Source organism: Yonghaparkia sp. Soil809, from assembly GCF_001429705.1.
In the GTDB taxonomy this organism is placed as follows: Bacteria; Actinomycetota; Actinomycetes; order Actinomycetales; family Microbacteriaceae; genus Microcella.
In genome coordinates this window covers 806,009-832,085 of sequence record NZ_LMSV01000001.1, presented here as the reverse complement: position 1 = coordinate 832,085, position 26,077 = coordinate 806,009, and the positions used below count along the sequence as shown (strand labels likewise).

The following is a 26,077-nucleotide window of genomic DNA, read 5'->3' as shown; positions in this document are numbered from 1 at the left end:
ACGATGACCGAGTCGAGACGTCGCGACCGCTCCGGCCTCCGGGCCGAGGCGGCCGAGGTCCGCCACGGCCGCCTGAAGCGCTCATCGGGGTGGCGCACGGCCCTGTCGGCGGTGGCGGGGGTGCTCGCCGTCGTGCTCGTGAGCGGAGCATCCGTCGCCGCGATCGCGGCCTACCAGCTGGACAGCGGGATCGAATCGGTCGACCTCGGCGGCGAGGTGCCGACGGTGGGCGAGTGGGAGGGCGGCTTCAACGTCCTCATCGTCGGCGTCGACAACGCCGCGGGTCAGGCCGACGCCGCCGAGCGCGAGACGACCCTCAACGACGTCAACATGCTCGTGCACGTCGCGGAGGATCAGCAGTCGGCCGTCGCCGTGTCGATCCCGCGCGACCTCATGGTGCCCATCCCCGCGTGCGAGGCGGAGGACGGCACGACCAGCGGCCCCCTCGAGCTCGCGCAGATCAACTCCGCCTACGGGCTCGGCGGGCTCCCGTGCGTCGTCGACACCGTCGAGCAGCTGACGGGGCTCGAGGTCCCGTACGCCGGCACGATCTCCTTCGACGGGGTGGCGCGGATGTCCTCCGCCGTCGGCGGCGTCGACGTCTGCATCGACGCCCCCATCTCCGACCCGTACACCGGTCTCGACCTGCCCACGGCCGGCACCCACACCGTCGAGGGATACCAGGCCCTCGCGTTCCTCCGCACGCGCTACGGAGTCGGCGACGGCGGCGACCTCAGCCGCATCTCCAGCCAGCAGGTCTACCTGTCGTCGATGATCCGCAAGGTGCAGAGCGACGGCGTCCTCACCGACCTCGGTGCGCTCTACGGCCTCGCGAAGGTCACGACCGAGTCGATGCAGCTCTCGACGAGCCTGCGGCCGCTCGACACGATGGTCGCGATGGCGCGCGTGCTCGCCGACATGCCGACGGAGAAAATCGTCTTCGTGCAGTACCCCGGCGAGATCGTGCTCTCGGGCGAGCTCGAGGGCCGCGTGCTGCCGCTCGAGGACGAGGCGGCCGAGCTCATGCGCCTCATCGAGAGCGACGAGCGCTTCATCCCCGATGAGCCGCAGAGCGGGACGGTCGCCGACCCGAACGCGCCCGCTCCCGCCCCGAGCCCCTCGGGCGAGGCGACGGCCGAGCCGGCCCCGTCGGAGTCCGCATCGGCCGACCCGTCGCCGGCACCGTCAGGCTCGCCGAGCGCGGCGCCGACGCCCGAGGTGCTCGAGAACGTGCCGGGTCAGACGGCGGCCGATCGGCGCTGCTCGGCCGCGAACGACTGAGGACGAGCATCCGCCCCGCACGGGCTATAGTGGTGGAGGCTCACGCCAGGAGACGTCGCATAGTCCGGCCGAGTGCACCACCCTGCTAAGGTGGAGTCCCCGTTTAGGGGACCGAGGGTTCAAATCCCTCCGTCTCCGCGCCGTATCATCTTGTCTCGCCGCCGCTTCTGCGGCGAGACGCCTCATGACGGGGTCGGGCAGTCTTCCGTCCGCGTCTACTGCGCCGCCGGCCCGCTCCGCCCGGTTAGGCGGGGTGGGGGATTCGGACCGTCACGGTCGTGCCGCGGCCCGGCTCGCTCTCGAGGGCCACGTCGCCGCCGTGCGCGTCGACGATCGTCTTGACGATCGCGAGCCCCAGCCCGATGCCCCGAATGGCGGATGCCCGCGCCTCGGCCGCGCGGAAGAACTGCTCGAACAGCCGCTCCTGATCCTCCGGGGCGATGCCGAGACCGGTGTCGCTCACGACGAGGTGCAGGTGCTCGGCGTCCTCCGCGACGGAGACGTGAACGCTGCCGCCCTCCGGCGTGTAGCGGACGGCGTTCGTGAGGAGGTTCTCGACCACCTGCGCCATGCGGAGGGCGTCGATGCTCCCCGTCGCCTCGCCCGAGACCTCGATCGAGATGCTCTTCTGCTCGGCCTCGCTGCGAAGAGCGAGAGCGGCCTCGTGCGCGATGGCCGCGAGGTTGCTCGGCTGCCGGTCGATGACGATCGGTGCGGTGCGGGACGCTGCGGCGGCGAGGAGGTCGCGCACGAGCATGTGCTGGCGCCGCACCGTGCGATCGATGACCTGCAGCCACGAGCGGACGTCGTCGCCGAACTCGTGCTCGCGCTCGATCAGGAGCTCGACGAAGCCCGAGAGGGTCGTGAGCGGGGTGCGCAGCTCGTGCGACACCGTGCCGATGAAGGCGTCCTTCGCCTCGAGGGCATGCATGAAGTCGGTGACGTCGCTGACGACGAGCACGTTGGCCAGCTGCTCGCCGGTGTCGGCGTGCACGGGGCCCGCGGACACCGACAGGGCGTACTGCTGCTGCCCGGGGAGCCCCACCCAGATGAGTCGGTCGGTGACGGTCTCGCCGCGCGCAGCGTGCTGGAACGCCGACTCTGACTCCTCGATCCGCGTGACGCGGTCCACCATGAGGGCGCGGACGTCCTGGATCGACTCCCACGGGTCGGCGCCATCGGCCGTCAGCTCCGGGCTCTCGCGCAGGCGGCGGTTCATGAGCACGCGTCCGCCATCCGGGGTCATCACGACGACCCCCACCGGGATGGTGTCGAGCACCGCGTCGAGCAGGTTCCGCGCCCGCTCGGCGTCGGCGGCGGCCTCCGCGCGACGCCTCTGCTCGGCGGCGAGATCGACTTGGCGGTCGGCGAGGATCGACGACATGGCGTACGAGGCGCCCGCGGCGAACATCATCACGATGGGGAACATCGCCACGAGCATCACGGCGCGATCGGAAAGCTCCTCATCGAGTGATCCGCGGGCGAGGAGGACGAGGTCGGGGACGATCACGACCACGACTGCCGGCCCGAGGGCGGCGAGCGCGGCCTTCGACTTGACGAGCCCGACCCAGACCGCGGGGAGCGCCAGCATCATCACCATCGGGTTCGCCACGCCGCCCGTGCCCTCCAGCCGCACGAAGAGGAACCCGGCGAAGTCGAGGAGCGGCATGGCGAGCATCCACGGCCGGTAGTAGGAGGCGCGGAACGCGGGCAGGAAGGGGAGTGCGGTGGCGGCGGCGATGAGGCTCGCGCCGATCGCGTAGAGCGGCTGCAGCACGATCTGGGGCTCCAGGGCGAGCACCATGATCGAGGCGAGCGCGAACAGCAGCGCGAACGTGCCCTGCAGCAGCCGTGCCGTGTAGCGCGGGCTGACGAGCGGCCGGTCGTCGAGCGTGGGGCCATCGGTGGTCGCGGTCACCCGTTCTCCTTCGTCGGTGCGTCGCCCAGCGTAGGGGTCGGGCGGGTTCGAGGAGTGCTCGACGCTCGGGCGGACCCCACGATTCGCGACCCTTCCGCGTCGCTGATATGCTCGCTCAGTCGCGAAAGTGACAGTGCGCCCGTAGCTCAATGGATAGNGAGGGCCTTTCTCGTTCTTCCGCACTGCAGATACGAGGAACCCCTAGCATTTCCTCTGCCGCCCGAGTATCGTGGCGGTCGCCCACAAGGCGCCGCGCTCGCGAGAGCGCAGAACGAGGGAGTTCCCATGAGGATCATCGTCCTGATCAAGCACGTGCCCGACACCTGGGAGGAGCGCGTGCTCGACCCCGTCACCGGGCGGCTCGACCGCTCCGCGAGCGAACGGGTCGTGGACGAGATCACCGAGCGGGCCCTCGAGGCGGCCCTCGCGCTCAAGGACCGCGACAAGTCGATCGAGGTCGTCGCGCTGACGATGGGTCCGAGCGAATCGACGGGCGCGATCAAGAAGGCGCTGTCCATGGGCGCCGATTCGGGCATCCACCTCGTCGACGACGCGCTGGCCGGGGCCGACGCGATGACGACCGCCGCGACCCTCGCCGCCGCCCTGCGCGATGCGGGCGCCGACCTCATCATCGCCGGCAACGAGTCGACCGACGGCCGCGGAGGCGTGATCCCCGCGATGCTCGCCGAGCACCTGGGCCTCCCCGCTCTCACCTTCGTCAGCGAGCTCAGCATCGACGGCGGCCGCGTGCGCGGCGAGCGCGCCACCGAGACCGCGACGAGCGTCGTGAGCGCACCGCTTCCGGCGATCGTGTCGATCACCGAGGGGATGCCCGAGCCGAGGTTCCCGTCGTTCAAGGGCATCATGGGCGCCAAGAAGAAGCCCGTCGCCTCCCACCCGCTCGCCGACCTCGAGCCCGCGCTCGCCGGGTCGCGCTCGAGCGCCTCCTCCGTCGTGCTGACCTGCGAGCAGCGCCCCGGCCGCACCGGAGCCGACCCCATCGTCGACGAGGGGGACGCGGGCACGAAGCTCGCGGGCTGGTTGATCGAACGCCGTCTCGCTGAGCAGCGACTCGTCTAGGAGGCCGCCATGACCACCGCACTCGTCCACATCGAGCTCACCGCCGACGGCGCCCCCGCCGACTCGGCCGCCGGACTTCTCGGCGCCGCCTCCGCCCTCGGCGAGGCCGTCGCGCTCGTCGTCGTCGGCCCGGGCGCCGACACCGCCCCGCTCGCCGGAGCCCTCGGCTCTCTCGGCGCCACGCGCGTGCTGATCGCCGAGGCCGCCGAGGTCGACTCCGTCATCGCGACCCCGCAGGTCTCGGCGCTCGCCGCCGCGGTCGAGCGCGAGCAGCCCGGCGTCGTCCTCCTCGCCCACTCGATCGAGAGCCGCGACGTCGCCGGCCGGCTCGCCGTCCGCGTCAGCGGCGCTCTCGCGTGGGACGCCGTGGCCGTCGCGCTCGACGGCGACCGCGTCGTCGCGACCCACTCTGTCTTCGGCGGCGCCTACTCCACGACCTCCGCGGTCGAGGGCGGCCTGCCGATCGTCACCGTGCGCCAGGGTGCGATCGATGCGCGCGCCGCCGCCGTCGACGCCCCCGCGGTCGAGACGCTCGCCGTCGAGGTCACGGGTGCGGTCGCAACGATCGAGTCATCGACGCCCGTGCGCCCCTCCGGCCGCCCCGAGCTGCGCACCGCGAAGGTCGTCGTCGCCGGCGGTCGCGGCCTCGGCTCGCCCGAGAGGTTCGCCCTCGTCGAGCAGCTCGCCGACGCCCTCGGCGGCGCCGTCGGAGCCTCCCGCGCCGCCGTCGACGCCGGCTACATCGACCACACGGCGCAGGTCGGCCAGACCGGCACGACCGTCGCCCCCGACCTCTACATCGCCCTCGGCATCTCCGGCGCCATCCAGCACAAGGCCGGCATGCAGACGGCGAAGACGATCGTCGCGATCAACACGGATGCCTCGGCGCCGATCTTCGAGGTCGCCGACTTCGGCATCGTGGGCGACGTCTTCCAGGTCGTGCCGCAGCTGCTGTCGGCCCTCGAGTCGCGGAGGTAGACGAGCATGAGCACCACCACCGGACGCCCGAGCACGGCGCGCGGCACGCAGGGCCGCGGGCCGCGCCGTCCGAAGAAGCTCGTCGTGAGCATCCTCATCGCGATCGTCGGCCTCGCCCTGCTCGTCGTCGCCGCCCGCGCGCTGCGCGAGCTCCCCGCCGTGCAGGAGTTCATCGCCCGCTACCCCGGCGAGACCGAGCTGCCCGAGGGCGCACCCGTCGGGCTGCCGGTGTGGCTCAACGCGACGCACTTCCTGTCGAGCCTGTTCCTGCTGCTCATCATCCGCACCGGGTGGCAGGTGCGCACCGCGAAGCGCCCCGCCGGGCACTGGACGCGCAACAACTCCGGCCCCCTGCGCACCAAGAATCCGCCGAAGAAGATCACGCTCGAGCTCTGGCTGCACCTCACCCTCGACGCGCTGCTCGTCGTCAACGGCATCGTCTTCCTCGTGCTCGCCTTCGCGACCGGGCACTGGGTGCGCATCGTGCCGACGACGTGGGAGGTCGTGCCGAACGCCGCCTCCGCGCTGCTGCAGTACCTCTCGCTCACCTGGCCGGTCGAGAACGGCTGGGTCAACTACAACAGCCTCCAGCAGCTGAGCTACTTCGCGATCGTCTTCGTCGTCACGCCGCTCGCCATCATCACGGGGCTCCGGATGTCCGGGGCGTGGCCCGCGAACGCGCCTCGCCGCAATCGCGCCTTCCCCCTCGAGTGGGCGCGCGCGGTGCACTTCCCGGTCATGCTCGTCTTCCTGGCGTTCATCGTCGTCCACGTCGCCCTCGTCCTCTCGACGGGGGCGCTGCGCAACCTCAACCACATGTACGCCGCGCGCGACGACGACTCGTGGATCGGGTTCGGCGTCTTCGCCGCCTCGATCGTCGTCATGGTCGCCGCGTGGTTCCTCGCCCGGCCCGTCCTCCTGCGACCCGTCGCCTCCCTCACCGGAAAGGTCACCCGATGACCCTGCTCAACGACGCCCCGATGGCGGCGCCCGCCCACGGCCTGAGCGACGAGCAGCAGGCGCTCGTCGAGATGGTGCGCGACTTCGCCCAGCAGGAGCTCGAGCCCCACGCGATCGAGTGGGATCGCGAGAAGCACTTCCCGCTCGACGTGCTGCACGCCGCGGGCGAGCTCGGCTTCGGCGGCATCTACGTCCGTGAAGACGTCGGCGGCACCGAGCTCACGCGCGCCGACACCGCCCTCATCTTCGAGGAGCTCGCGAAGGGCGACGTCACGATCGCGGCCTACATCTCCATCCACAACATGGTCGCCTGGATGATCGACACCTTCGGCGACGACGACCAGCGCGAGCGCTGGGTGCCGAGGCTCGCGAGCATGGAGCACCTCGGCAGCTACTGCCTCACCGAGCCCGACTCCGGCTCCGACGCGGGCGCGCTCGCGACCCGCGCGGTGCGCGACGGCGACGACTACATCCTGACGGGCGTGAAGCAGTTCATCTCCGGGGCCGGCAGCACCGACGTCTACATCGTCATGGCCCGCACGGGCGAGGCGGGGCCCGGCGGCATCACCGCGTTCATCGTGCCCGCCGACGCACCGGGGCTGTCGTTCGGGCCCAACGAGGTCAAGATGGGCTGGAACGCCCAGCCCACCCGCCCCGTCATCCTCGACGGCGTGCGCGTGCCCGCCGCCGACCGGCTCGGCGCCGAGGGCGAGGGCTTCACGATGGCGATGAAGGCGCTCAACGGCGGCCGCCTCAACATCGCCGCGTGCTCGCTCGGCGGCGCCCAGTGGGCGCTCGACCGCGCGGTGCGCCACATCTCGACCCGGCGCGCGTTCGGAGCTCCGCTGTCGACGCAGCAGTCGCTCGTGTTCACGATCGCCGACATGGAGACGGAGCTGCAGGCCGCCCGCCTGCTCCTCCGCAGCGCCGCGCAGTCGATCGACAGCGGGCATCCCGACGTCGCCGCGCACTGCGCGATGGCGAAGCGCTTCGCGACGGACGTCGCCTTCACGGCCGCGAACGCCGCCCTGCAGCTGCACGGCGGCTACGGCTACCTCGCCGAGTACGGTATCGAGAAGGTCGTGCGCGACCTCCGCGTGCACCAGATCCTGGAGGGCACGAACGAGATCATGAAGCTCATCATCGGCCGCAGCGTGCTCGAGAAGGTCTCGTGAGCGGCGTCGCCGACTCGCACGGCGGCGAGCCCGAGCTCATCGTCGAGGTGCGCGGCTCGCTCGGCCTGCTGACCCTCAACCGGCCCCGCGCCCTCAATGCGCTCACGCACGGCATGGTCGTCATGATGCGCGCCGCGCTCGACGAGTGGGCTGCGCGCGACGACGTGCTCGCGGTCGCCGTCGTCGGCGCGGGCGAGCGCGGACTGTGCGCGGGTGGCGACATCGTGACGCTGCACGCCGACGCGCGCGCCGGCGGAGGAGCCGCGGCCGCCGCGTTCTGGAGCGACGAGTACCGCCTCAACGCCGCGATCGCCCGCTACCCGAAGCCCTACGTCGCCCTCATGGACGGCATCGTGCTCGGCGGCGGCGTCGGCATCTCGGCGCACGGCTCGCACCGCGTCGTCACCGAGCGCTCGCGCATCGGCATGCCCGAGACCGGCATCGGCTTCGTCCCGGACGTCGGCGGCACGTGGCTGCTCTCGCACGCGCCCGGCGAGCTCGGCACCCACCTCGCGCTCACCGGCACGATGATCGGCGCCGACGACGCGATCGCGGTCGGGCTCGCCGACGTGCGCGTGCCCAGCCGCGCGCTGGGGGAGCTCATCGCCGCGCTCGAGCTCCTCGACCCGGCCGTCGAGGGCGACCCCTCGGCGGCGGTCGACGCGACGATCGCCGAGTTCGCCGAGCCGGCGGGCGCGGCCCCGCTGCTGCAGGAGCGCGCGTGGATCGATGAGGCGTACGCCGGCGACGACGCGGGCGTCATCATGGGGCGGATGCGCGCATCCGGCAACGAGGCGGCGAACGCCGCCGCCGATGCACTCGCCGCCCGCTCGCCCAGCGCCATCGCGGTGACCCTCGCCGCGCTCCGCCGCTCCGCGCGCGCGGGGTCGCTCGAGGAGGCGCTCGCGCTCGAGTTCCGCGCCGCGCTGCGCGCGCTCGCGGCGCCCGACTTCGCCGAGGGCGTGCGCGCGCAGGTCATCGACAAGGACCGCTCGCCGCGGTGGAGCCCGCCGACGCTCTCCGAGGTCGATCCGGCCGCGGTCGAGGCGGCATTCGCTCCGCTCGACGAGGCCGAGCGGGTCAGATTCGGCACGGGGGAGTGGGAGGCATCATGACGAGCGAGGGAGCATCCGGCGGGGTCGACGGCGCGGTCGGCAGCGCGCGTGACGGAGCAGTCGGCGGGGCGGCGGCCACCGGGCCGGTCGCGTTCATCGGGCTCGGGCACATGGGGGCGCCGATGGCGGCGAACCTCGCGCGCGCGGGCGTCGACGTGCGCGGGTTCGACCTCTCTGCCGAGGCCGTCGGGCACGCGCACGAGGCCGGCGTGCCGATCGCGGCGTCGGCCGCCGAGGCGGTCGCGGGGGCGCGCGTCGTCATCACGATGCTGCCCGTGGGCCGGCACGTTCTCAGCGCCTACAGCGGCAGCGGCGACGGGGGCGGAGACGCCGGCCTGCTCGCGGTGGCCGCCCCAGGCACGCTCTTCATCGAGTGCTCGACGATCGCGGTCGACGACGCCCGCCGCGCGCACGACCTCGCCGTCGCCGCGGGCCACCGGAGCATCGACGCCCCCGTCTCGGGCGGCGTCATGGGCGCGGAGGCCGCGACCCTCGCGTTCATGGTCGGCGGCGACGACGCCGACGTCGCCGAGGCGCGACCCCTGCTCGAGGCGATGGGGCGCCGCGTCGTGCACTGCGGCGGGCCGGGCCTCGGCCAGGCCGCGAAGGTGTGCAACAACATGATCCTCGGGGTGTCGATGATCGCCGTGAGCGAGGCGTTCGTGCTCGGCGAGCGGCTCGGGCTCACGCACGACTCGCTCTTCGAGGTCGCCGCGAACGCGAGCGGGCAGTGCTGGGCGCTCACGACGAACTGCCCCGTGCCCGGCCCCGTGCCGGCGAGCCCCGCGAACCGCGACTACCAGCCCGGCTTCGCGAGCGCCCTCATGGCGAAGGATCTCGACCTCGCCGCCCAGGCCATCGCGTCGACCGGCGTCCACGCCGAGGCCGGCTCGCTCGCCGCAGAGATCTACAAGCGCTTCGCCGCCGGCGACGGAGCGATGCGAGACTTCTCGGCGATCATCACCGACATCCGAGAGCGCAGCGGGGGCGTCAGCGCCTCCCCGGAAGGACCGACCGCATGACCGGCACGAGCACCATCCTCACCGAGCAGCGCGGACGCGTGGGCCTCCTCACGCTCAACCGGCCCGAGGCGCTCAACGCGCTCAACTCGCAGCTCATGACCGAGGTCGTCGACCAGGCGCAGGCGTGGGATGCCGACCCCGGCATCGGCGCGATCGTCATCACGGGCGCGGGGCGGGCCTTCGCCGCCGGCGCCGACATCAAGGAGATGGCGAGCGCCACCTACGAGCAGGTCTCGCGCGAGCGGCTCTTCGCCGGGTGGGACGCCCTCGCGGCGGTCCGCACCCCCGTGATCGCGGCCGTCAACGGGTTCGCCCTCGGCGGCGGATGCGAACTCGCAATGCTGTGCGACCTCATCATCGCCTCGGAGGCCGCGACGTTCGGCCAGCCGGAGATCAACCTGGGCGTGATCCCCGGCATCGGCGGCACGCAGCGCCTCACCCGGGCGATCGGCAAGGCCAAGGCGATGGAGCTCATCCTCACCGGCCGCATGATGGATGCCCACGAGGCCGAGCGCACCGGTCTCGTCGCGCGCGTGGTCGCCCCCGAGTCCCTGCTCGACGAGGCGATGGCTCTCGCCGAGATCGTTGCGTCGAAGTCGAAGCCCGTCGCACAGGCGGCGAAGGCCGCGGTGAACGCCGCGTTCGAGTCGTCCCTCGCCGAGGGCGTGCGCGTCGAGCGGCAGCTGTTCTACGCGGGCTTCGCCCTCGCCGACCAGAAGGAGGGAATGACCGCCTTCGTCGAGAAGCGCGAGGCGCGGTTCGAGCACCGGTAGTCGGCCGCGCTGCCGGGGCTGCACGCGCGGGCAGGCCGGCGGCCGAGGTCGCTAGAGCGGATCGGGCGCCGGCGGTGGGGTGACGAAGTCGCCCGCGCTCTCCCGGAAGCGGGCGAGCGCGCGCACGATCGACGCGACGTCGTCGCGCGGCATCCCCGGCTCGGTGAAGACCTCTGAGTTGAGCGCCGCCGTCGCCTGCGCCGCCACGGCCCGGCCCGCATCCGTCAGCAGCAGCATGGATGCCCGCCCGTCGCGCGGATGCGGCTCGCGCGCGATGAGGCCGTCGCGCTCGAGGCGCTGAACGGTGTTCGTGATGCTCGTGGGGTGCACCTGCAGTCGGGCGGTCGCGCTCGCCATCGGGATGATGCCGTCCTTCGTGAAGCTCAGCAGCTGCAGGAGCTCGAAGCGCGCGAAGGAGAGGTCGAAGCGCTTGAGCGTGCCCTCGACGCGGGCGAGCAGCAGCTGGTGCGCGCGCATGATCGAGGTGACGAGGGTCATGCCGTCGGCGGCGTCGCTCCAGCCGTGGGCGATCCACTGCCGACGCGCCTCGGCGAGCGGGTCGATCGGCAGGGGCTCGGGCACGACTCGAGCGTAGTCGCGGGGGTGCGCGGTGGGCGGCTGCCGGGCGGCGGCTCTTGGCCCGCCGTACCCGATGCGCAACTCAGGAATATCGACGGGTTCGTGGCCGGCAGGCTCGGAGAAGTGCGGATCGGCTTCCGCGGTTCCTGAGTTGCGCATCGCGACCGGGCGACACTCGCGCCCGCCGACCCCGATCCGCGCGCCTACCCGCGCGCGATGGCCGCGATCACCGGGACGACCGACTCGTCCTGCAGCGAGGTCGTGTCGCCGAGCTCGCGCCCGTCGAGCACGTCGCCGAGCAGCCGGCGCATGATCTTGCCCGACCGGGTCTTGGGCAGGTCGGGCACGAGCAGCACGTGCTTGGGCTTCGCGACCGGGCCGATGACCCGCGCGATGTGCGCGGTGAGCTCGGCCCGGGCATCCGCCGCGGCCGCGCGCCACGCGGCGACGTCGAGAGCGGGGCCCTCCGCGCCGCCAGCACCCGCGCTGCCGGCGCCCGCGTCCGCGGCGTCCGACCCCGGCCGCCTCACCGGCACGACGAACGCCGCGACCGCCTGCCCCGTCACCGCGTCGGCGACGCCCACGACGCCGGCCTCCGCGACGAGCGGGTGCGCGACGAGCGCCGACTCGATCTCGATCGTCGAGAGCCGGTGCCCCGAGACGTTGATGACGTCGTCGACGCGGCCCTGGAGGCGCACGTACCCGCGCTCGTCGATCGTCGCGCCGTCGCCCGCGAAGAAGAGGCCGTGCGCGGAGAAGCGGCTCCAGTACGCCGCGCGATACCGGTCGTGGTCGCCCCACACCGTGCGCGCCATCGCGGGCCAGCGACCCTCGATCGTGATGTACCCGCTCGAACCGGGCGCGACATCCGCCCCCTGCTCGTCGACCACGCGCACGGCGAGGCCCGGCAGCGCGACGCCCGCCGCCCCCGGAACCCCCTCGTGCGCGCCGGGCAGGGTCGACACGATCGCGGCGCCCGACTCGGACTGCCACCACGTGTCGACGATCGGCGCCCGCCCGCCGCCGAGAGCCACGTGGAACCACACCCACGCCTCGGGGTTGATCGCCTCGCCGACCGTGCCGAGCAGCCGCACGGTCGAGAGGTCGAAGGTCGACGGGAAGCCGTCCGGGAAGCGCGCCATGAACGTCCGGATGAGCGTCGGCGCCGTGTAGTAGACCGTCACGCCGAGCCGCTCGATGATCTCGGCGTGCCGCGTCGGCGCCGGGTGGTCGGGCGAGCCCTCGGCGATGACGATCGACGCGCCGTTCGACAGCGGACCGTAGAGCACGTACGTGTGCGCCGTCACCCACGCGAGGTCGGCGGTGCACCAGTACACGTCGTCCGGCTTCGCATCGAACGCCGCCCAGTGCGACCAGCTCGCCTGCACGAGATAGCCGCCGGTCGAGTGCACGACGCCCTTCGGCCGCCCGGTCGTGCCGCTCGTGTACGTGATGAAGAGGGGATGCTCGGCGTCGAGCTCGGGAGCCACGTGCTCCTCGGGCTGATCATCCACCGCCTCGTGCCACCAGACGTCTCGCCCGTCGACCCAGGGCGTGCCCGGGGTCTCGTCGCCGGTGCGCCGGACGACGAGCACGTGCTCGACGTGGTCGAGCCCCGCGACGGCCTCGTCGACGATGGCCTTGACGCCGACCGCGGAGCCGCGGCGGAACTGCCCGTCGCTCGCGATGACGACCTTCGCGCCGGTGTCGGCGACGCGGAACCGCAGCGCCTCCGCCGAGAACCCGCCGAAGACGAGCGAGTGCACGGCGCCGAGGCGCGCGACCGCGAGGGCCGCGACGACCGTCTCGACGAGCACCGGCAGGTAGATGACGACGCGGTCGCCGGCCTCCACGCCGAGCGCCTCGAGCGCGTGCGCCGCCTGGGCGACGCGGCGCTGCAGCTCGCCGTAGGTGACGCTCTCGCGGTCGCCGCGCTCTCCCTCGAAGTGCAGCGCGACGGTTTCGCCGCGGCCGGCGTCGACGTGGCTGTCGACGCACACGACGCTCGCGTTGAGCGCGCCCCCCGCGAACCAGGTGGCCCGCGGGCTCGCCGGGTCGTCGTCGCTCGGCGGCACCCAGTGGTGCACCGAGTCCCACGGCCGGGCCCAGGGCAGGCGGTGCGCCTGCTGCTCCCAGAAAGCGAGCGGATCGACGGGCAGCGCCGCGAGGTCGGCCGGCGTGACGTTCGCCTGGGCGACGAACTCGGCGGAGGGAGGGAAGCGCCGGGAGTCGTGCACCGTGGTGGAGGGCACGGGGGCGGGTGCTTCGCGCGAGCTCATCGTGGATTCCACGCTAGGCGGCCCGCGCGACCGCCGCAGGTCGGGGCGTCATGCGGCGTCACGCAGCGAACGCGGGGCCCGCGCCATGCGCTGGCGGGCCCCGCGTCCGGGTCGTGCTGCAGGGGGATCAGTCGAAGAACGAGTCGAGGTCGATCTCGCCCATGACGTCGTCGACGATGCCGTCGACGTCAACCTCGTCGAGCGTCGAGTCGACGATGTCGTTCACGTCCACCAGGTCGTTCACGTCGACGACGTCACCGAGGTCGACGTTCGTCTCGTTGCCCGAGCCGATGGGGGCGCTCACGTCGTTGCCGGAACCGATCGCGTTGCCCGAGGCGACGTCGCCGACCTCGGGGGCCACGACCACGGGGCTCTCGTTGCTGATGTCGCCGTTGCCGATCGCCGTGTCGCCGCCGATGGAGCCGACTGCCGCGTCGCCGCCGGTCACGTCGCCGCCGGTGATGTCGCCGAGCAGGCCGTCGATGCCGATGCCGCCGGTGCTCGCGCTACCGCCGGAGATGTCGCCGATGAGGCCGTCGACCGAGCCGTCGAGCAGGTCGGCGATCGTGGTCTCACCCGTGATGTCGCCGAGCAGGTCGTTGGTCAGCTGGCCCTCGGTGACCGTCGAGGTCGACTCGGTGGTCGACGTGGTCGAGCCAGCGTGGTCGGCGAACGCCGGAGCGGCGAAGCCCGCGGTCACGAGTCCGGTGACAGCGAGGGCGGAGGCGCCGACGATGGTCTTCCTGGAGGTGAATGCGTTCATGGGATGAACCCCTTTCGTGTCCGTATCCGTGCCGGGCCGCTCCCGATCGGGGGCGGTCCGCCCGGCACACTGGGGCATCCGGAGCGTGGACCGCTTCGGTTTGCGGCCGTCCCCCCGCACCCCCCGTTCGAGGGGGATGCCGGCACGATTCGCTGTGAGTTCCTGAGAGCCTTCTGCCGCGAGATCTCGGGCGAGCGCGCAGTGATCGAGAAGGATGCTGGGAGTCGGCTTCGAGCATCCGCCCCTGTGTTCTGATAGCGGCCTCGATCACGCCCGATGCGCGCCGCCCGATAGCCTGACCCGGTGACCCAGCCCCTGCAGCTCTCCGACGAGGTGGCCGCGGCGCTCGCCGCCGGGCGCCCCGTCGTCGCCCTCGAGTCGACGATCATCAGCCACGGCCTGCCGCGCCCCCGGAACCACGAGGCGGCGCTCGAGTTCGAGGCCATCCTGCGCGACCAGGGCGTCACGCCCGCGACGGTCGCGGTGCTCGACGGCGTCGCGCGCGTCGGGCTCGACGCCGAGGGGGTGCGCCGCATCTCCGACGACGAGATGGCGAAGGCGAGCGTGCGCGACCTGCCCATCCTCGCGGCCCGCGCCGCGAGCGGGGCGACCACCGTCGCGGCGACCGCGCACCTCGCGGCGATGGCGGGCATCCGCGTCTTCGCCACGGGCGGGCTCGGCGGCGTGCACCGCGGGGCGAGCGAGACGTTCGACGAATCGGCCGACCTGTCGACCCTGGCCGTCACCCCGATCACGGTCGTCTCGGCGGGAGTGAAGAGCGTGCTCGACATCGCCGCGACGCTCGAGCGGCTCGAGACCTACTCGGTGCCGGTCATCGGGCTCGGCACGACGGTCTTCCCGAGCTTCTGGCTGCGCGAGAGCGCCTTCACGCTCGACTGGTCGGTCGACGACGAGACCCAGGTCGCCGCCGTCATGGCCGCGCACGACGCGCTCGGGCACCGTCAGGGCATCGTGGTCGCGAACCCCGTGCCCGCCGACCAGGCCTGGGAGCCCGCCGAGCACGACCGCGTGCTCGCCGAGGCGTTCGCGCTCGCCGACGCCGCGGGCGTCACGGGCAAGGCGGTCACGCCCTTCCTCCTCGGCACGATCGTCGAGCTCTCGGGCGGGCGCAGCCTCGAGGTCAACCTCGACCTCGCGCGCAACAACGTGCGGGTCGCCGGCCGCATCGCGACGGCCTGGGCCGCGCGGCAGTCGGCCTGAGCGGCCGGGCCTCCGCCGTGACCGGGTCGCGCGCGCTCCTCGTGGGCGACGTCATCGACGACATCATCGTCGTGCCCTCCGGCCCCATCCGGCCCGACACTGACACGACCTCGCGCATCACCCGCCAGCCGGGAGGCAGCGCGGCGAACACTGCCGCGTGGCTCGGCTGGCTCGGAGCGGGCGTCGACTTCGTGGGCCGCGTCGGCGCCGGCGACGCCGACCGCCACGCGCGCGAGCTCGCCGCCGCGGGGGTCGCCGCGCACCTGCACGAGGATCCCGACCGGCCGACCGGCACGATCGTCATCCTCGTCGAGGGGCAGCAGCGCTCGATGCTCACCGATCGGGGCGCGAATGCGACGCTCGACCCCTCCCAGGTGACGGATGCCCTGCTCGCGACCGCGGGCATCCTGCATCTGACCGGGTACTCGCTCGTCGACGCCCTCTCGGCCCGCGCACTGCGCGAGCTCGTCGACCGCGCTCACGCGCACGGTGCGAGCGTCTCGCTCGACCCCAGCTCGACCGGGTTCATCGCCGACTACGGCGTCGCGGCGTTCCGGTCGGCGATCTCGGGCGTCGACGTGCTTCGCCCGAACCTCGACGAGGGGCGGCTGCTCGCGGGGCTCGACGCGGGCGCACCGCCCGCGCTCGTGGCCGAGGCGCTGCTCGACCTCGCGCCGGCCGTCGTGCTCACGTGCGGGGCCGCGGGCGTGACGATCGCCGAGCGCCGCGCCGGCGAGGGTGCGCGGGTCGCGTCGCTCGACGCCGAGCGCGTGCCGACGGTCGACCCGACGGGGGCCGGCGACTCGTTCACGGCAGGCTTCCTCGCCGCGCGCCTCGCCGGAGCCGACCTCGCCCACGCCGCGCGCGAGGGTCAGCGCGTCGCCGCGATCGCCGTGAGCCGCATCGGCGGCCGGCCGCCCCGCGCGTAGTCGCACGTCGCACGCTTGAGCCGTTTCGTCGCATGTGAGCCCGAACCTTCCGGCTCACATGCGACGTATCGGCTCAATCGCAGGCAGCGCCGCGCAGGCAGCGCAGCGCAGGCAGCGCAGCGCAGGCAGCGCCGCGCGGTCAGCGCCGCTGCGCCGACGCGACCGCGCCCGCGCTCGCGGCGATGACGAGCGCGATCGCGGCGAGCTGCAGGAACGACAGCACCTGCCCGAGCACGATGAGCCCCGCGAGCGCGGCGACGACGGGCCCGAGGCTCGAGAGCACGCCGAAGACGCGCGTCGGCATGGTCTTGAGCGCGATGAACTCGAGCGCGTACGGCAGCGCCGACGTCATGAGCGCGATCCCCGCGAACACCGCGAGCAGCATCGGGTCGGCCACGACGGCCGACGTCGCCGACCCGGCGCCGAACGGCACGACGATCACCGCCGCGACGACCATCGCGACCGCGAGCCCATCGACTCCGCGCACGCTCGTCGCTCCGAGCCTGGCCGAGGCGAGGATGTAGAGGGCCCAGAAGGCGGCGGCCCCCGCGGCGAGGACGATGCCCGCGATCGCGAGGGCCCCCTGCGAGTCGAGGGCGAGCATCCCCACCCCGACGGCCGCGAGGGCGACCCACAGGAGGTCGCGCGGTCGGCGCGTGCCGGCGACCGCGACGGCGAGCGGGCCGATGAGCTCGACCGCGACGGCGACGCCGATCGGCACGCGCTCGATCGCGAGGTAGATGAGGCTGTTCATGCCCGCGAGGCCGATGCCGAGGGCGATGACGCCGATCCACACGCGGCGGGTCCAGCCGCGCACCGAGGGCCGCAGGACGACCAGGAGGATCACCGCCGCGAAGAGCAGGCGAAGGGATGCGGCGCCGAGAGCGCCGACCTCGGCGAAGGTCGTTCCGGCGAGCGCGTTGCCGAACTGCACCGAGACGATCGCCGCGAGGGCGAGCGGGAGCGGGCCGAGGCGCGGGCGCCGCGCGGGAGTCGTCACTCCCCGAGTATGCCGAAGGCCGCCCCGCTCCGGTGACGGAGCGGGACGGCCCGGGGGGGCGCGTCTCTCCCACCCGAATGGGAGAGACGCTGGTCGGCGTCGGTCGCGCGTCAGTCGGCCGAGCCGGCGCTGGCCGCCGAGACGGCGCTCGGGACGGAGGCGGGCGTCGCGGGCGACGCGGGCGACGGCACGCTCCCGGGCGAGGCCGGGGTCACGGGCGAGGGGACGCTCACCGGCGACGCGACCGAGGCGGGCGTCACGGGCGAGATCGGCGAGACGGGGCTCGCGGTCGTCGCGGGCGACGGGGTGACGATGCTGTCGCTCGTGACGTCGAAGGTCACGTCGGCGCTGCCGCTGCCGGTCGAGACGTCGTCGGTGGTCGACAGGCCGGGGAGGCGGGTGTCGTCGCTCGTGAGGGCCATCTCGTTGGCCGAGGCGACCGCGCCTCCGGCGATGACGCCGAGTCCGAGGGCTGAGGCGGCGCCGACGGCGATCCAGGTCTTCTGCTGCATGGTGCTCTCCTTCATCCGGTATTCGGTCTGAGGGGGAGGGGGCCGCCCTCCCGATGACTCAAGACTCGAGGCGGCGGATGAGACGGGAAGGAGGCGGAGGTGAGAGGGTTCTCATCGACCGGGCGCGGTCGCCGATCGGTGCGCGCCGTCAGCGTGCCGCATCCCGGGCCTGCTTGGCGGCCTTGACCGCCTCGTACGCGTCGAGCGCCGCCTGCCGCGATTCGCGCAGGTCGACCATGGGCTCGGGGTAGTCGTCGGTGCCGGCTTCGGGCACCCAGCGGTGCACGTACTCGCCGCGCGGGTCGAACTTCTTCGCCTGCAGCTCGGGGTTGAAGACCCTGAAGTAGGGCGCAGCGTCGGCCCCCGACCCCGCGACCCACTGCCACGACGCGGCGTTGCTCGCCTCGTCGGCGTCGACGAGCGTGTCCCAGAACCACTCCTCGCCCGTGCGCCAGTCGACCTGCAGGTTCTTCGTGAGGAAGCTCGCGGTGATCATCCGCACGCGGTTGTGCATCCAGCCCGTGCGCCACAGCTGCCGCATCCCCGCATCGACGATCGGGATGCCCGTGCGCCCGTGCCGCCACCGGTCCAGCTCGTCGTCCCCGGGCGTCGTCCACGGGAACGCGTCGAAGTCCGCCCGGTAGTTGCGCGTCGCCAGGTCGGGGTGGTGGAAGAGGATGTGATAGCTGAACTCCCGCCAGCCGATCTCGCTCAGGAACTTCTCCCGGTTCTTCGCCGCCGCCGCGCCGAGGCCGTGCCGCATGCGGTGCCACACCTCGAAGGGGCTGATCTCGCCGAAGCGCAGGTGCGGGCTCAGCATGCTCGTCGCCCGCAGGCCGGGCTCGTCGCGGCGGTGGTAGTCGGCGAGCACGTCCTCGGCGAAGTCCTCGAGCCGGTCGTGCGCCCCCGCGGAGCCGGGAGTCCACGTCTCGCGCAGCCCCTCGGCCCAGTCGGGGCGGGTGGGCAGCAGAGTCCACGTCTCGAGTGCGTCGCCGCCGGGCGCGAGGCCATCGATGCGCGTCGGAGCCGGCAGGGGCTCGCGCGGCTCGGGGCGGCTCAGGCATGCCTTCCAGTAGGGGGTGAAGACGCCGTAGGGGCCGCCGGCACCGGTCGTGATGGTCCACGGCTCGAACAGCAGCGCGGCCTGGAAGCTCGTCGCCTCGACGCCCTCGTCGGTCAGGCGCGACTTGAGAGCGGCATCCGTCTGCTTCGCCGCTCCGTAGCGGCGGTTCCAGTAGACGGCGTCGGCGCCGGTCTCCTCGATCAGAGCGCGGATGCTCGGCTCGGCTGCCCCGCGCCGCAGGGTCAGCGCGCCGCCGAGGCCGGCGAGCTCCTCGTCCAGCCGCTCGAGCGAGCGGTGCAGCCACCACCGGCTCGCCCCGCCGAGCGGACGCACGCCGGGCGACTCCTCGTCGAGGAGGTAGAGCACGACGACGGGCCGGCCGCGCTCGACGGCCGCCGTGAGCGCCGGGTTGTCGGCGATGCGGAGGTCGTCGCGCAACCACACGATGCTCGGAGCGCCTGACATGGTGATCAGGCTAGGGGGAGGCAGGATAGCCTCACTGAGAGGTCACCGATGGTTCGAGAAACGCCGCCCTCCCCGGGCGCTTCCGCTGACGAGCGGCCGCTGAGCGAGCCGGGTCGAGGGGAGCGCGGACCGGGCGTCTACCGGTATCCCGAGCCCGAGACCGCGGAACTCGCCGCGCGGCATGCGTGCATGACCGAGGTGATCGACCTCATCGATGAGCTGGGCACCCGCGCACTGCTCGCCGGCAACATCGTCTTCCCGCCGAACGGGCTCGGCGCCCCCGAGCTGCGGGCCGCGTTCAACCTCCTCGTCGACCCGTCGAGGTGCCTCGAGCTCGCGGAGGCGCTCCTCGCTCGCGGGTGGGCGGCGGCTCGTGTGCGCTGGTTCGGGATCCTGCCGCCCGCGGTCATCTCCCTGCAGGATCCGCGGTCCGGCACGCTTCTGAACCTCTTCCCGCTCGTCCCCGGCTTCTTCACCGATCCGCAGACCGTGTTCGAGCACGCCTGGGGCTATCGCGGCGAGATGATCGTCTTCGACCGCCGTGTGCCGATCTCCGACCGGTTGCTCACGATGGTGCTGTCGGTGCATGACAACCTCGGGCCCCGAGCGGCGGCGCCGCGCCCGGAGTCGGAGACGGGTCCGCTCATCGACCGCTTCGCGGCGCTCATCACGAACGACGAGCTCGAGCGGCTGCCTCGCCTCGTTCGTGGCGTGGGGGCCGAGGGTGTCATGCGCCGTCTGTTCGACGGCCTGGGGCTGCCGCCCGCAGCCACCCGACTGCCGTCGCAGAACTACGCCCGCGCTCGCTTCGGGATCCCTGGCGCGGGTGTTCTCTCACGACTGCTGCTGCGCGCGATCGAGTCGAGCCCCGGCTATCCGGGCCACGTGACGCGCGACGTGTCGCTCGCCCGCCGGTGGGTCCTCGGCCGACTGCCGAGCGAGATCATCGGCGCGGCGGCGTACATCCTGCGCGCGCGGCGGGCGCGACGCCGATTGCTGCGTGCGGGCGGGGCCTAGCCCCGGAGGCGACGGCAGAGGCGGGCTAGCGGGGCGAGCTCGCCGAGTGCAATGCCGAGTACCGGCTGGCCTACCAGTGGAGTTGGTCCGTGGTCTTGCTGATACGAAGTAGTAGTGATACGAATTACCCCAAAACCGCAACATCTGCTCAATGACGAGGGAAGTGCGCAATGAGGTTCCGAAAAACGGCCGCGATCACTCTGGTGGCCAGTCTGCTGGCGACGATCATCGTCTCCAGCCCCGCTGCCCCGGCGGCGGCAGTCGGCTCCACCTACTACGTCGATTCAGTCGCCGGAAGTGACACCAATGTCGGCACAGTCTCGTCAGCACCCTGGAAGACGCTGACGAAAGTCAACACCGTGACATTGACCGCAGGGTCGCGCATTCTGCTGAAGGCGGGCTCAGTCTTCGCGAATCAGTACCTCGACCTCACGGGTTCGGGCGCCTTCGGCGCGCCGATCGTCGTTGATCGGTACGGTGCGGGAGCGCGCCCGCTCATCGATTTCGGGAACACCTCGGTAGGGAACGAGGGCTTCGGCGTCCGAATCAGGAACGGATCGCACTGGGAGGTGAACAACCTCGAGATCACGAGCGGACAGCACGCGACGGCCATGCGGCGCAACGGAATTCTTGTTGTCGGGGAGGGCCCTGGTGGGGGCGATTTCTCGCAGATCAAGATCGTCAACAACGTCGTCCGCGACATCTTCGGCAGCGATCGCCGGAGTGGGGGCATCAACCTTCATGCCCGCAACGTCAGCGGCGGCGGAGAGAGCACGTGGCGCGGGGTGCTCATCCAGGGAAACACGGTCGACAACGTCTCCGACACCGGGATCCAGACCATGACCGACGCTCTCACCGGGGCCCCGGGCTGGGTGCATCAGCGCGATGCCTTCAGGAACCTGCTGATCCGAGGCAACACGGTGACGCGCATCCACCGCGACGGCATTCTCGTCCGCGCCAGCAACCGGCCCCTCGTCGAATACAACACGACGGATCAGATCGGTCGGGAGACGGACGTCAACGCATCGGTCGTGAACTACCTGCCAGTCATCGGCTTCGTCGCGGCGCAGTGGATGTACTTCGTCGATCGCGGTGTCTTCCAGTTCAACACCGCGTCCAACACGCGCAAGCTCGATGGCGACGGGCAGGCGTGGGATTTCGACTACGGGGTTTACGACAGCGTGTACCAGTACAACTACAGCTTCAACAACGAGGGCGGCGCACTGCTCGTTCTGCCCGATACATCCGGCAACGTCTTCCGCTACAACATCTCGCAGAACGACTTCGATCGGCATCGGGGAGCCATCAGCATCGACCCGGCAGCCACGGGAGACCTCGCGGTCTACAACAACGTCTTCTACCGGTCCCAGGGCCAGTACAACCCGCTGACGGTCGCGAACACGAAGACGCAGGTGGACTACCGGAACAACATTTTCTACAACCTCGCCGGTGGCGGTTACGAGAACGGACCAAAGGCCACGTACGCCAACAACACGTTCTTCGGCAACTCCTCCGCGACCGTGACCGGAGATCCGTCGAAATCCGTCGCCGACCCGCAGTTCGCGCTGCCCGGTGGTGCGACAGATCTCCTCAGCGCCATCGCGGCCTATGCGCTTGGCGCAGGTTCAGCGTCTCGCGACAGCGCTGCGGTCCTGCCCGATAACGGCGGCATCGACATCGCTGGCCGACCATTGCCGACCACGTCAATCGACCGGGGCGCGGTCGAGGGCACGCCGGCCGGACCGTCGATGGAGAGCTCGGAGTTCGCAAGCGGACTCGGGGCATTCACGCCCGTGAGCGGCACCTGGTCGAGCGGCGCGGCCGTGGGCGCGGCTCTGCAGACCGACATCCAGGCCGAAGGGATCGCCGTGGCGGGATCGAACTCGTGGACCGACTACTCGGTGAGTAGCTCGGTGGCCGCGAGCAACGCGAACGGCAACGCCGGCGTGATCGTGCGGTACACGAGCCCGTCGAACTTCCTGACCGCGCGCTTCAACCATCAGACTCAGAAGGTGGAGCTCTACAAGAAGCAAAGCGGGGTGATGACGCTGCTGGGATCGTCGGCCTACTATGCGGGCATCGGTGAGTACGTGCCGTTGCGCGTGGACGTCCGTGGGCCGTCCGTCGACGTCTGGGTGGGTCCTGACAAGCTCGTCAGCTGGACGGACACGATCAACGCTTACCCGGCAGGAGCAGTGGGACTTCGCATGGGCTACTCGCGCGGAGCGGCGAACGAAGTGCTCATCCGGCACTGATCGGTGAAGGCGGTGCATCGGTGGCGCTCACCGCCGGCGGCGATCGCTTTCCTCTACCGGGGCGTCCGGCCGCTGGTGGTCGGCCCCTCCGACTCGCCGCTGCACCGCGACGAATGTGTCAGAGAAGCTTGACTGTTACGAAAAAGTGGTGATACGAATTACTACACGAGCTCCAACGAAGGAGAACACCATGGCCAAAGAGGGCCGAACGGCACGGCAGAGCGACATCGCGCGCCTCGCCGGTGTCAGCCAGACCACGGTGTCGATCATCCTCACCGGCCGCGCTCGCGAGAACTCTATCCCGCAGAGCACCCAGGATCGCGTCATGGCCGCGATCCGCGAGCTCGGCTACGTACCGAACGCCGCGGCCCGATCGCTCCGCGGCGGGCGCAACGGACTCATCGGCGTCCATACCTACGAAGCGGTCTTCCCGGTCACCAGCGAGGACTACTACAACGAGTTCCTCGTCGGCATCGAGGAGAAGGCTGTCGAGATGGGTGTCGACCTGGTTCTCTTCGCCTCGACGCAGGGCGCCGACGGCACGCGCAGTATCTACGGCAGCGGGGCCAACCGCCTTCGTCTCGCCGATGGCGCTGTGCTTCTCGGCGTCGAGCGCAACGACGACGAGCTCGAGCGGCTCGCCAGCGAGGGGTATCCCTTCGTCTTCATCGGCCGCCGCGACACGGTCAGCTCGCTCATGCCCTACGTCGTCCCCGACTATGACAGCGCGCTGCGCGACGTCGTCACGCAGCTCAAGGATGTCGGTCACGGCAAGCTTGCCTACGTCGGGAACCGGATGCGCAACAATCCGCAGGAAGACCGGCTCACGGCGTTCACTCGCCATGCCGAACTCCTCGAGATTCCGACGACGACACCGCAGTTCCTTTCGCCGGCCGATCTCGACACCGACCGAGTCGCCCAATTCATCAAGGACGACGTCACTGCGGTGCTCGTCGAGAGCTGGGAGCTCGCCGTCGCGCTGAGCGATGCCGCCGCATCCGCGGGCATCGCCATCCCGGGTTCGCTGTCGATGGTGTGTCTCGACATCGGCCCGCGAAGCCTCGCCGTCGACAACTGGAGCCACATCCAGGTGCCGCGGCGCGAACTTGGTCGACGAGCCGTCGCACTGCTGATGGACCTGCTCGACGGCCGAATCACCAACGACCACCACGAGCTGCTGCCGGTCACGCCGCCATCCTTCGCGACGATCGCCCGGCCCCGCCCGGCCCCGACCTCCGCAACCCGGATCGACGGGTAGCAGCCTGCGCATCCCGCACCACACACAGCATCACGACTTCCTCATTTACTACTACGAAAAAGGAGAGCACCAATGAAGGTATTTACCCGATCAGCCTCCGCACGAGCGGCGGTCGGTCTCGCGGCCGCGAGCGCCATCGTGCTCAGCGGCTGCGCCGCCGCGGCCGAGCCAGAAGCGGCCCAGGAAGGGTTCGAGGGTCAGACGCTCACGGTCTGGTTCCCCGGGACCAACCAGGTCGAGATCGACCTCGTCACCGGTCCGCTCAAGGACAAGTTCGAGGCTGAGACCGGCGCGACGCTCGATGTGACCTTCGTCGACTGGGGCGACCTGTCGACGAAGCTCAACGCCGGGTTCGCCGCCGGGACCGCACCGGATGTCTTCGGCCACGGCCCTGCGGCGGTCGCCGACTTCGCGATCAACGGGCGTCTCGAGCCGCTCGACGACTACATTGCGGGCCTCGAGCAGGACGACATTGACGACCTCTCGGCCGCGCTGCCCGGAGGTACCGTCGGCGGCGTCCAGTACCTCATGCCGCTCTCGATGCAGGGCAACCTCATCGTCTACGACGCAGCCGACTTCGAGGAGGCGGGCCTCGACCCCGATGCGCCGCCGACCACCTGGGAGGAAGTCCGTGAGGCCGCTGAGGCGCTCACCGTCCGCGATGCCTCCGGCACGATCACCCGGTCGGGCCTGCTCCTGCCGAGCCAGCCCATCGGACGCCAGCAGTCGTTCGCGGCGCTCCTCGCGTCCGCCGGCGGGAGCCAGCTGACCAGCGACGACCTCGAGTCGGCGTTCGCCTCGCCGGAAGGCGAGAAGGCGCTCGAGTTCTACACGAGCCTGTTCAGCGGTGACGATGCCGTCTCGTACCCGCTCGGTGCCGACTACATCAACGCTCCTGCCGCGCAGCAGCCGCTCGTGCTGGATACCGCCTCGATGACGATGCAGACGCCCAACGGCGCGAACCAGATCATCGCGGCCGCTCCCGAGCTCGACCTGCGCATCATGGATGCGGTTCCGTTCGAGGGCGTCGACGAGGGCTACACGCTCGGAGGCTCGGGCCCCGGCCTCATCCTCAACGCCGACAGCGAGGTCAAGGACCTCGGCTGGGCCTTCATCGAGTACATGATCTCGCCCGAGATCAGCGCCGAGTACGTCCAGGGCATCGGCGGTGTCCCCACCCGGGCCTCGGCCGCCGACACCGACTACGTGCAGAACAGCCCGGTGCTGCAGGCGTTCGTCGCCAACAGCTCGAACTTCCTGCCGAACCCGAACGTGCCCGGCTGGGTGCAGGTGCGTGACGCACTCGACAAGTACCTCGAGCAGGCGCTCAACGGCGTGACGTCGGCAGCGGACGCGCTCGCCGCGGCCAGCCCGGAGATCGACTCGATCCTCGAGTCGGCTCGCTAGGAGCTTCACCCACCATGTCAGTGAACTCAGTGCCTCCCGCCGCGACCTCCACGGTCGCGGCGGGGGGCGCCCGCCCGCCCCTGCCGCGTCGGCGCTGGAAGCGACAGCACGTCGTCGGGATGCTCTTCGTTCTTCCTGCCGCGCTCTACGTGCTCACCTTCCAGTTCGTCCCGGTCATCTACGGGCTCGTGCTGAGCTTCACCGACTACACGCCGCTCCGGCGCGGGGGCCCGGACTTCGTGGGCCTCGAGAACTACGCAGGGCTGCTCACCGACCCGGATTACGGCAATGCCCTGCTCGTCACCGGTCGATACGTCCTCACGGTGCTGCCGATCACCGTCGCGATCGCACTCATCCTCGCGCTCCTCGTGAACCGCCCATTCCGCGGCGTCGGCATCTTCCGGTCGGCCCTCTACCTTCCCCACATCGTCTCGCTCACCTCGGTGAGTCTCGTCTGGCTCTGGATGTACTCGCAGAACGGGCTCGTGAACGAGGTGCTGAACCTCTTCGGCGCCACCGACCAGCTGTGGCTGCTCGACCCTGAATCCGCGCTCAACGCGGCTTCGGCGATGCGCATCTGGAAGGCACTCGGCAGCAACATGGTGCTCCTGCTCGCCGGGCTCCAGTCCATCCCGAACGAGCTCTACGAGGCGGGGCGCGTCGACGGAGCAGGACGCTGGGCTCTCTTCCGGTACATCACGCTTCCCGGCCTTCGACCGATGCTCGTCTACGTCGTCGTGATGGACATCATCTACCTGTCGCAGGGCTTCGCCGAGATCTTCATCCTCACCAGGGGAGGGCCGCTCGGGTCGACGACGACGGTGAACTACCTCATCTACACCGAAGCCTTCCAGTACAACGACTTCGGCTCAGCATCCGCGATGGCGTTCGTGCTGTTCGCGCTCATCATCGGGTTCTCCGTGCTCTCGGTGCGCTCGCTCGTCGGGAGGCAGAAGTGACCGCCACCGCGGCAGGCAGGAGCAGTTCGGTGCGATCAGTGCGACGCCGTCGCCGGATACGGGGCACG

General features: G+C 71.4%; 22 protein-coding genes and 1 tRNA gene. 16 read left to right on the top strand and 7 right to left on the bottom strand.

The window, feature by feature from the left end; translation table 11 throughout:
* Window positions 1-3 precede the first annotated feature (3 nt).
* Both ASG83_RS04050 and ASG83_RS04045 read left to right on the top strand, forming a co-directional pair.
* Complete coding sequence (locus ASG83_RS04050) at window positions 4-1,281, top strand: LCP family protein (protein WP_055857461.1); 1,278 nt, start codon at window positions 4-6, stop codon at window positions 1,279-1,281.
* A 48-nt stretch (window positions 1,282-1,329) separates the two neighbouring features.
* Window positions 1,330-1,419: transfer RNA gene (locus tag ASG83_RS04045), tRNA-Ser, on the top strand.
* 106 nt (window positions 1,420-1,525) lie between these two features.
* Here the strand turns inward: ASG83_RS04045 and ASG83_RS04040 are convergent.
* Window positions 1,526-3,199 (bottom strand): cell wall metabolism sensor histidine kinase WalK, encoded by a 1,674-nt coding sequence (locus ASG83_RS04040; protein ID WP_055857458.1) that lies wholly within the window; start codon window positions 3,197-3,199, stop codon window positions 1,526-1,528.
* A gap of 285 nt (window positions 3,200-3,484) precedes the next feature.
* On the opposite strand from ASG83_RS04040, the gene ASG83_RS04035 reads away from it, so the two are divergent.
* The 7 genes from ASG83_RS04035 to ASG83_RS04005 are packed head-to-tail and all read left to right on the top strand — an operon-like array spanning window position 3,485 to window position 10,302.
* Complete coding sequence (locus ASG83_RS04035) at window positions 3,485-4,279, top strand: electron transfer flavoprotein subunit beta/FixA family protein (protein ID WP_055857456.1); 795 nt, start codon at window positions 3,485-3,487, stop codon at window positions 4,277-4,279.
* Between the two features lie 9 nt (window positions 4,280-4,288).
* Window positions 4,289-5,257: an electron transfer flavoprotein subunit alpha/FixB family protein gene (locus ASG83_RS04030; RefSeq protein ID WP_055857454.1), complete on the top strand. Its 969-nt coding sequence runs from the start codon at window positions 4,289-4,291 to the stop codon at window positions 5,255-5,257.
* Between the two features lie 6 nt (window positions 5,258-5,263).
* Entirely contained in the window at window positions 5,264-6,217 is a 954-nt protein-coding gene (locus ASG83_RS04025; protein WP_055857453.1) for a cytochrome b/b6 domain-containing protein, read from the top strand.
* On the top strand, window positions 6,214-7,392 hold the full coding sequence (locus ASG83_RS04020) for an acyl-CoA dehydrogenase family protein (protein WP_082514821.1): 1,179 nt from the start codon (window positions 6,214-6,216) through the stop codon (window positions 7,390-7,392). Before ASG83_RS04025 ends, ASG83_RS04020 begins: the two co-directional genes overlap by 4 nt.
* A complete protein-coding gene (locus ASG83_RS04015) occupies window positions 7,389-8,507 on the top strand; it encodes an enoyl-CoA hydratase/isomerase family protein (RefSeq protein WP_055857451.1) in 1,119 nt (372 codons plus the stop codon). Before ASG83_RS04020 ends, ASG83_RS04015 begins: the two co-directional genes overlap by 4 nt.
* Window positions 8,504-9,529, top strand: a complete 1,026-nt coding sequence (gene mmsB, locus ASG83_RS04010; protein ID WP_082599143.1) for a 3-hydroxyisobutyrate dehydrogenase — start codon at window positions 8,504-8,506, stop codon at window positions 9,527-9,529. Before ASG83_RS04015 ends, mmsB begins: the two co-directional genes overlap by 4 nt.
* Entirely contained in the window at window positions 9,526-10,302 is a 777-nt protein-coding gene (locus tag ASG83_RS04005) for an enoyl-CoA hydratase (RefSeq protein WP_055857449.1), read from the top strand. Before mmsB ends, ASG83_RS04005 begins: the two co-directional genes overlap by 4 nt.
* Window positions 10,303-10,353: 51 nt before the next feature.
* Here ASG83_RS04005 and ASG83_RS04000 read toward each other — a convergent pair whose 3' ends face one another.
* The 3 genes from ASG83_RS04000 to ASG83_RS03990 form a co-directional block, all read right to left on the bottom strand.
* The gene (locus ASG83_RS04000; RefSeq protein WP_055857447.1) at window positions 10,354-10,884 is read right to left on the bottom strand and encodes a MarR family winged helix-turn-helix transcriptional regulator; all 531 of its coding nucleotides are present in this window, start codon (window positions 10,882-10,884) and stop codon (window positions 10,354-10,356) included.
* 200 nt (window positions 10,885-11,084) lie between these two features.
* Entirely contained in the window at window positions 11,085-13,160 is a 2,076-nt protein-coding gene (locus tag ASG83_RS03995) for an acetate--CoA ligase (protein ID WP_055857443.1), read from the bottom strand.
* Between the two features lie 127 nt (window positions 13,161-13,287).
* On the bottom strand, window positions 13,288-13,923 hold the full coding sequence (locus tag ASG83_RS03990) for a hypothetical protein (protein ID WP_055857439.1): 636 nt from the start codon (window positions 13,921-13,923) through the stop codon (window positions 13,288-13,290).
* A 303-nt stretch (window positions 13,924-14,226) separates the two neighbouring features.
* Between ASG83_RS03990 and ASG83_RS03985 the strand changes: the two genes are divergently transcribed.
* Both ASG83_RS03985 and ASG83_RS03980 read left to right on the top strand, forming a co-directional pair.
* Window positions 14,227-15,144: a pseudouridine-5'-phosphate glycosidase gene (locus tag ASG83_RS03985; protein WP_055857436.1), complete on the top strand. Its 918-nt coding sequence runs from the start codon at window positions 14,227-14,229 to the stop codon at window positions 15,142-15,144.
* 17 nt (window positions 15,145-15,161) lie between these two features.
* Window positions 15,162-16,073, top strand: a complete 912-nt coding sequence (locus tag ASG83_RS03980) for a carbohydrate kinase family protein (RefSeq protein ID WP_055857432.1) — start codon at window positions 15,162-15,164, stop codon at window positions 16,071-16,073.
* A 139-nt stretch (window positions 16,074-16,212) separates the two neighbouring features.
* On the opposite strand, the gene ASG83_RS03975 is transcribed toward ASG83_RS03980, so the two are convergent.
* The 3 genes from ASG83_RS03975 to ASG83_RS03965 form a co-directional block, all read right to left on the bottom strand.
* The gene (locus ASG83_RS03975; protein WP_055857429.1) at window positions 16,213-17,073 is read right to left on the bottom strand and encodes a DMT family transporter; all 861 of its coding nucleotides are present in this window, start codon (window positions 17,071-17,073) and stop codon (window positions 16,213-16,215) included.
* 110 nt (window positions 17,074-17,183) lie between these two features.
* Entirely contained in the window at window positions 17,184-17,585 is a 402-nt protein-coding gene (locus ASG83_RS03970; protein ID WP_156710939.1) for a hypothetical protein, read from the bottom strand.
* A gap of 148 nt (window positions 17,586-17,733) precedes the next feature.
* On the bottom strand, window positions 17,734-19,113 hold the full coding sequence (locus ASG83_RS03965; RefSeq protein ID WP_055857423.1) for a deoxyribodipyrimidine photo-lyase: 1,380 nt from the start codon (window positions 19,111-19,113) through the stop codon (window positions 17,734-17,736).
* Between the two features lie 189 nt (window positions 19,114-19,302).
* On the opposite strand from ASG83_RS03965, the gene ASG83_RS03960 reads away from it, so the two are divergent.
* From ASG83_RS03960 to ASG83_RS03940, 5 genes are all read left to right on the top strand, one after another.
* Window positions 19,303-20,130 (top strand): hypothetical protein, encoded by an 828-nt coding sequence (locus tag ASG83_RS03960; RefSeq protein ID WP_055857420.1) that lies wholly within the window; start codon window positions 19,303-19,305, stop codon window positions 20,128-20,130.
* 170 nt (window positions 20,131-20,300) lie between these two features.
* Window positions 20,301-22,385: a hypothetical protein gene (locus ASG83_RS03955; RefSeq protein ID WP_156710936.1), complete on the top strand. Its 2,085-nt coding sequence runs from the start codon at window positions 20,301-20,303 to the stop codon at window positions 22,383-22,385.
* A 190-nt stretch (window positions 22,386-22,575) separates the two neighbouring features.
* On the top strand, window positions 22,576-23,643 hold the full coding sequence (locus tag ASG83_RS03950) for a LacI family DNA-binding transcriptional regulator (RefSeq protein WP_055857414.1): 1,068 nt from the start codon (window positions 22,576-22,578) through the stop codon (window positions 23,641-23,643).
* A 72-nt stretch (window positions 23,644-23,715) separates the two neighbouring features.
* On the top strand, window positions 23,716-25,050 hold the full coding sequence (locus tag ASG83_RS03945; RefSeq protein WP_055857412.1) for an ABC transporter substrate-binding protein: 1,335 nt from the start codon (window positions 23,716-23,718) through the stop codon (window positions 25,048-25,050).
* A 14-nt stretch (window positions 25,051-25,064) separates the two neighbouring features.
* Entirely contained in the window at window positions 25,065-26,009 is a 945-nt protein-coding gene (locus ASG83_RS03940) for a carbohydrate ABC transporter permease (RefSeq protein ID WP_082599063.1), read from the top strand.
* The last annotated feature ends 68 nt before the right edge of the window (window positions 26,010-26,077 follow it).

Coding starts and splice junctions, on each gene's coding strand:
- ASG83_RS04050 (WP_055857461.1), top strand. CDS start 4: ATGACCGAGTCGAGACGTCGCGACCGCTCCGGCCTCCGGGCCGAGGCG.
- ASG83_RS04035 (WP_055857456.1), top strand. CDS start 3,485: ATGAGGATCATCGTCCTGATCAAGCACGTGCCCGACACCTGGGAGGAG.
- ASG83_RS04030 (WP_055857454.1), top strand. CDS start 4,289: ATGACCACCGCACTCGTCCACATCGAGCTCACCGCCGACGGCGCCCCC.
- ASG83_RS04025 (WP_055857453.1), top strand. CDS start 5,264: ATGAGCACCACCACCGGACGCCCGAGCACGGCGCGCGGCACGCAGGGC.
- ASG83_RS04020 (WP_082514821.1), top strand. CDS start 6,214: ATGACCCTGCTCAACGACGCCCCGATGGCGGCGCCCGCCCACGGCCTG.
- mmsB (WP_082599143.1), top strand. CDS start 8,504: ATGACGAGCGAGGGAGCATCCGGCGGGGTCGACGGCGCGGTCGGCAGC.
- ASG83_RS04005 (WP_055857449.1), top strand. CDS start 9,526: ATGACCGGCACGAGCACCATCCTCACCGAGCAGCGCGGACGCGTGGGC.
- ASG83_RS03995 (WP_055857443.1), bottom strand. CDS start 13,160: ATGAGCTCGCGCGAAGCACCCGCCCCCGTGCCCTCCACCACGGTGCAC.
- ASG83_RS03990 (WP_055857439.1), bottom strand. CDS start 13,923: ATGAACGCATTCACCTCCAGGAAGACCATCGTCGGCGCCTCCGCCCTC.
- ASG83_RS03970 (WP_156710939.1), bottom strand. CDS start 17,585: ATGCAGCAGAAGACCTGGATCGCCGTCGGCGCCGCCTCAGCCCTCGGA.
- ASG83_RS03965 (WP_055857423.1), bottom strand. CDS start 19,113: ATGTCAGGCGCTCCGAGCATCGTGTGGTTGCGCGACGACCTCCGCATC.
- ASG83_RS03960 (WP_055857420.1), top strand. CDS start 19,303: ATGACCGAGGTGATCGACCTCATCGATGAGCTGGGCACCCGCGCACTG.
- ASG83_RS03955 (WP_156710936.1), top strand. CDS start 20,301: ATGAGGTTCCGAAAAACGGCCGCGATCACTCTGGTGGCCAGTCTGCTG.
- ASG83_RS03950 (WP_055857414.1), top strand. CDS start 22,576: ATGGCCAAAGAGGGCCGAACGGCACGGCAGAGCGACATCGCGCGCCTC.
- ASG83_RS03945 (WP_055857412.1), top strand. CDS start 23,716: ATGAAGGTATTTACCCGATCAGCCTCCGCACGAGCGGCGGTCGGTCTC.
- ASG83_RS03940 (WP_082599063.1), top strand. CDS start 25,065: ATGTCAGTGAACTCAGTGCCTCCCGCCGCGACCTCCACGGTCGCGGCG.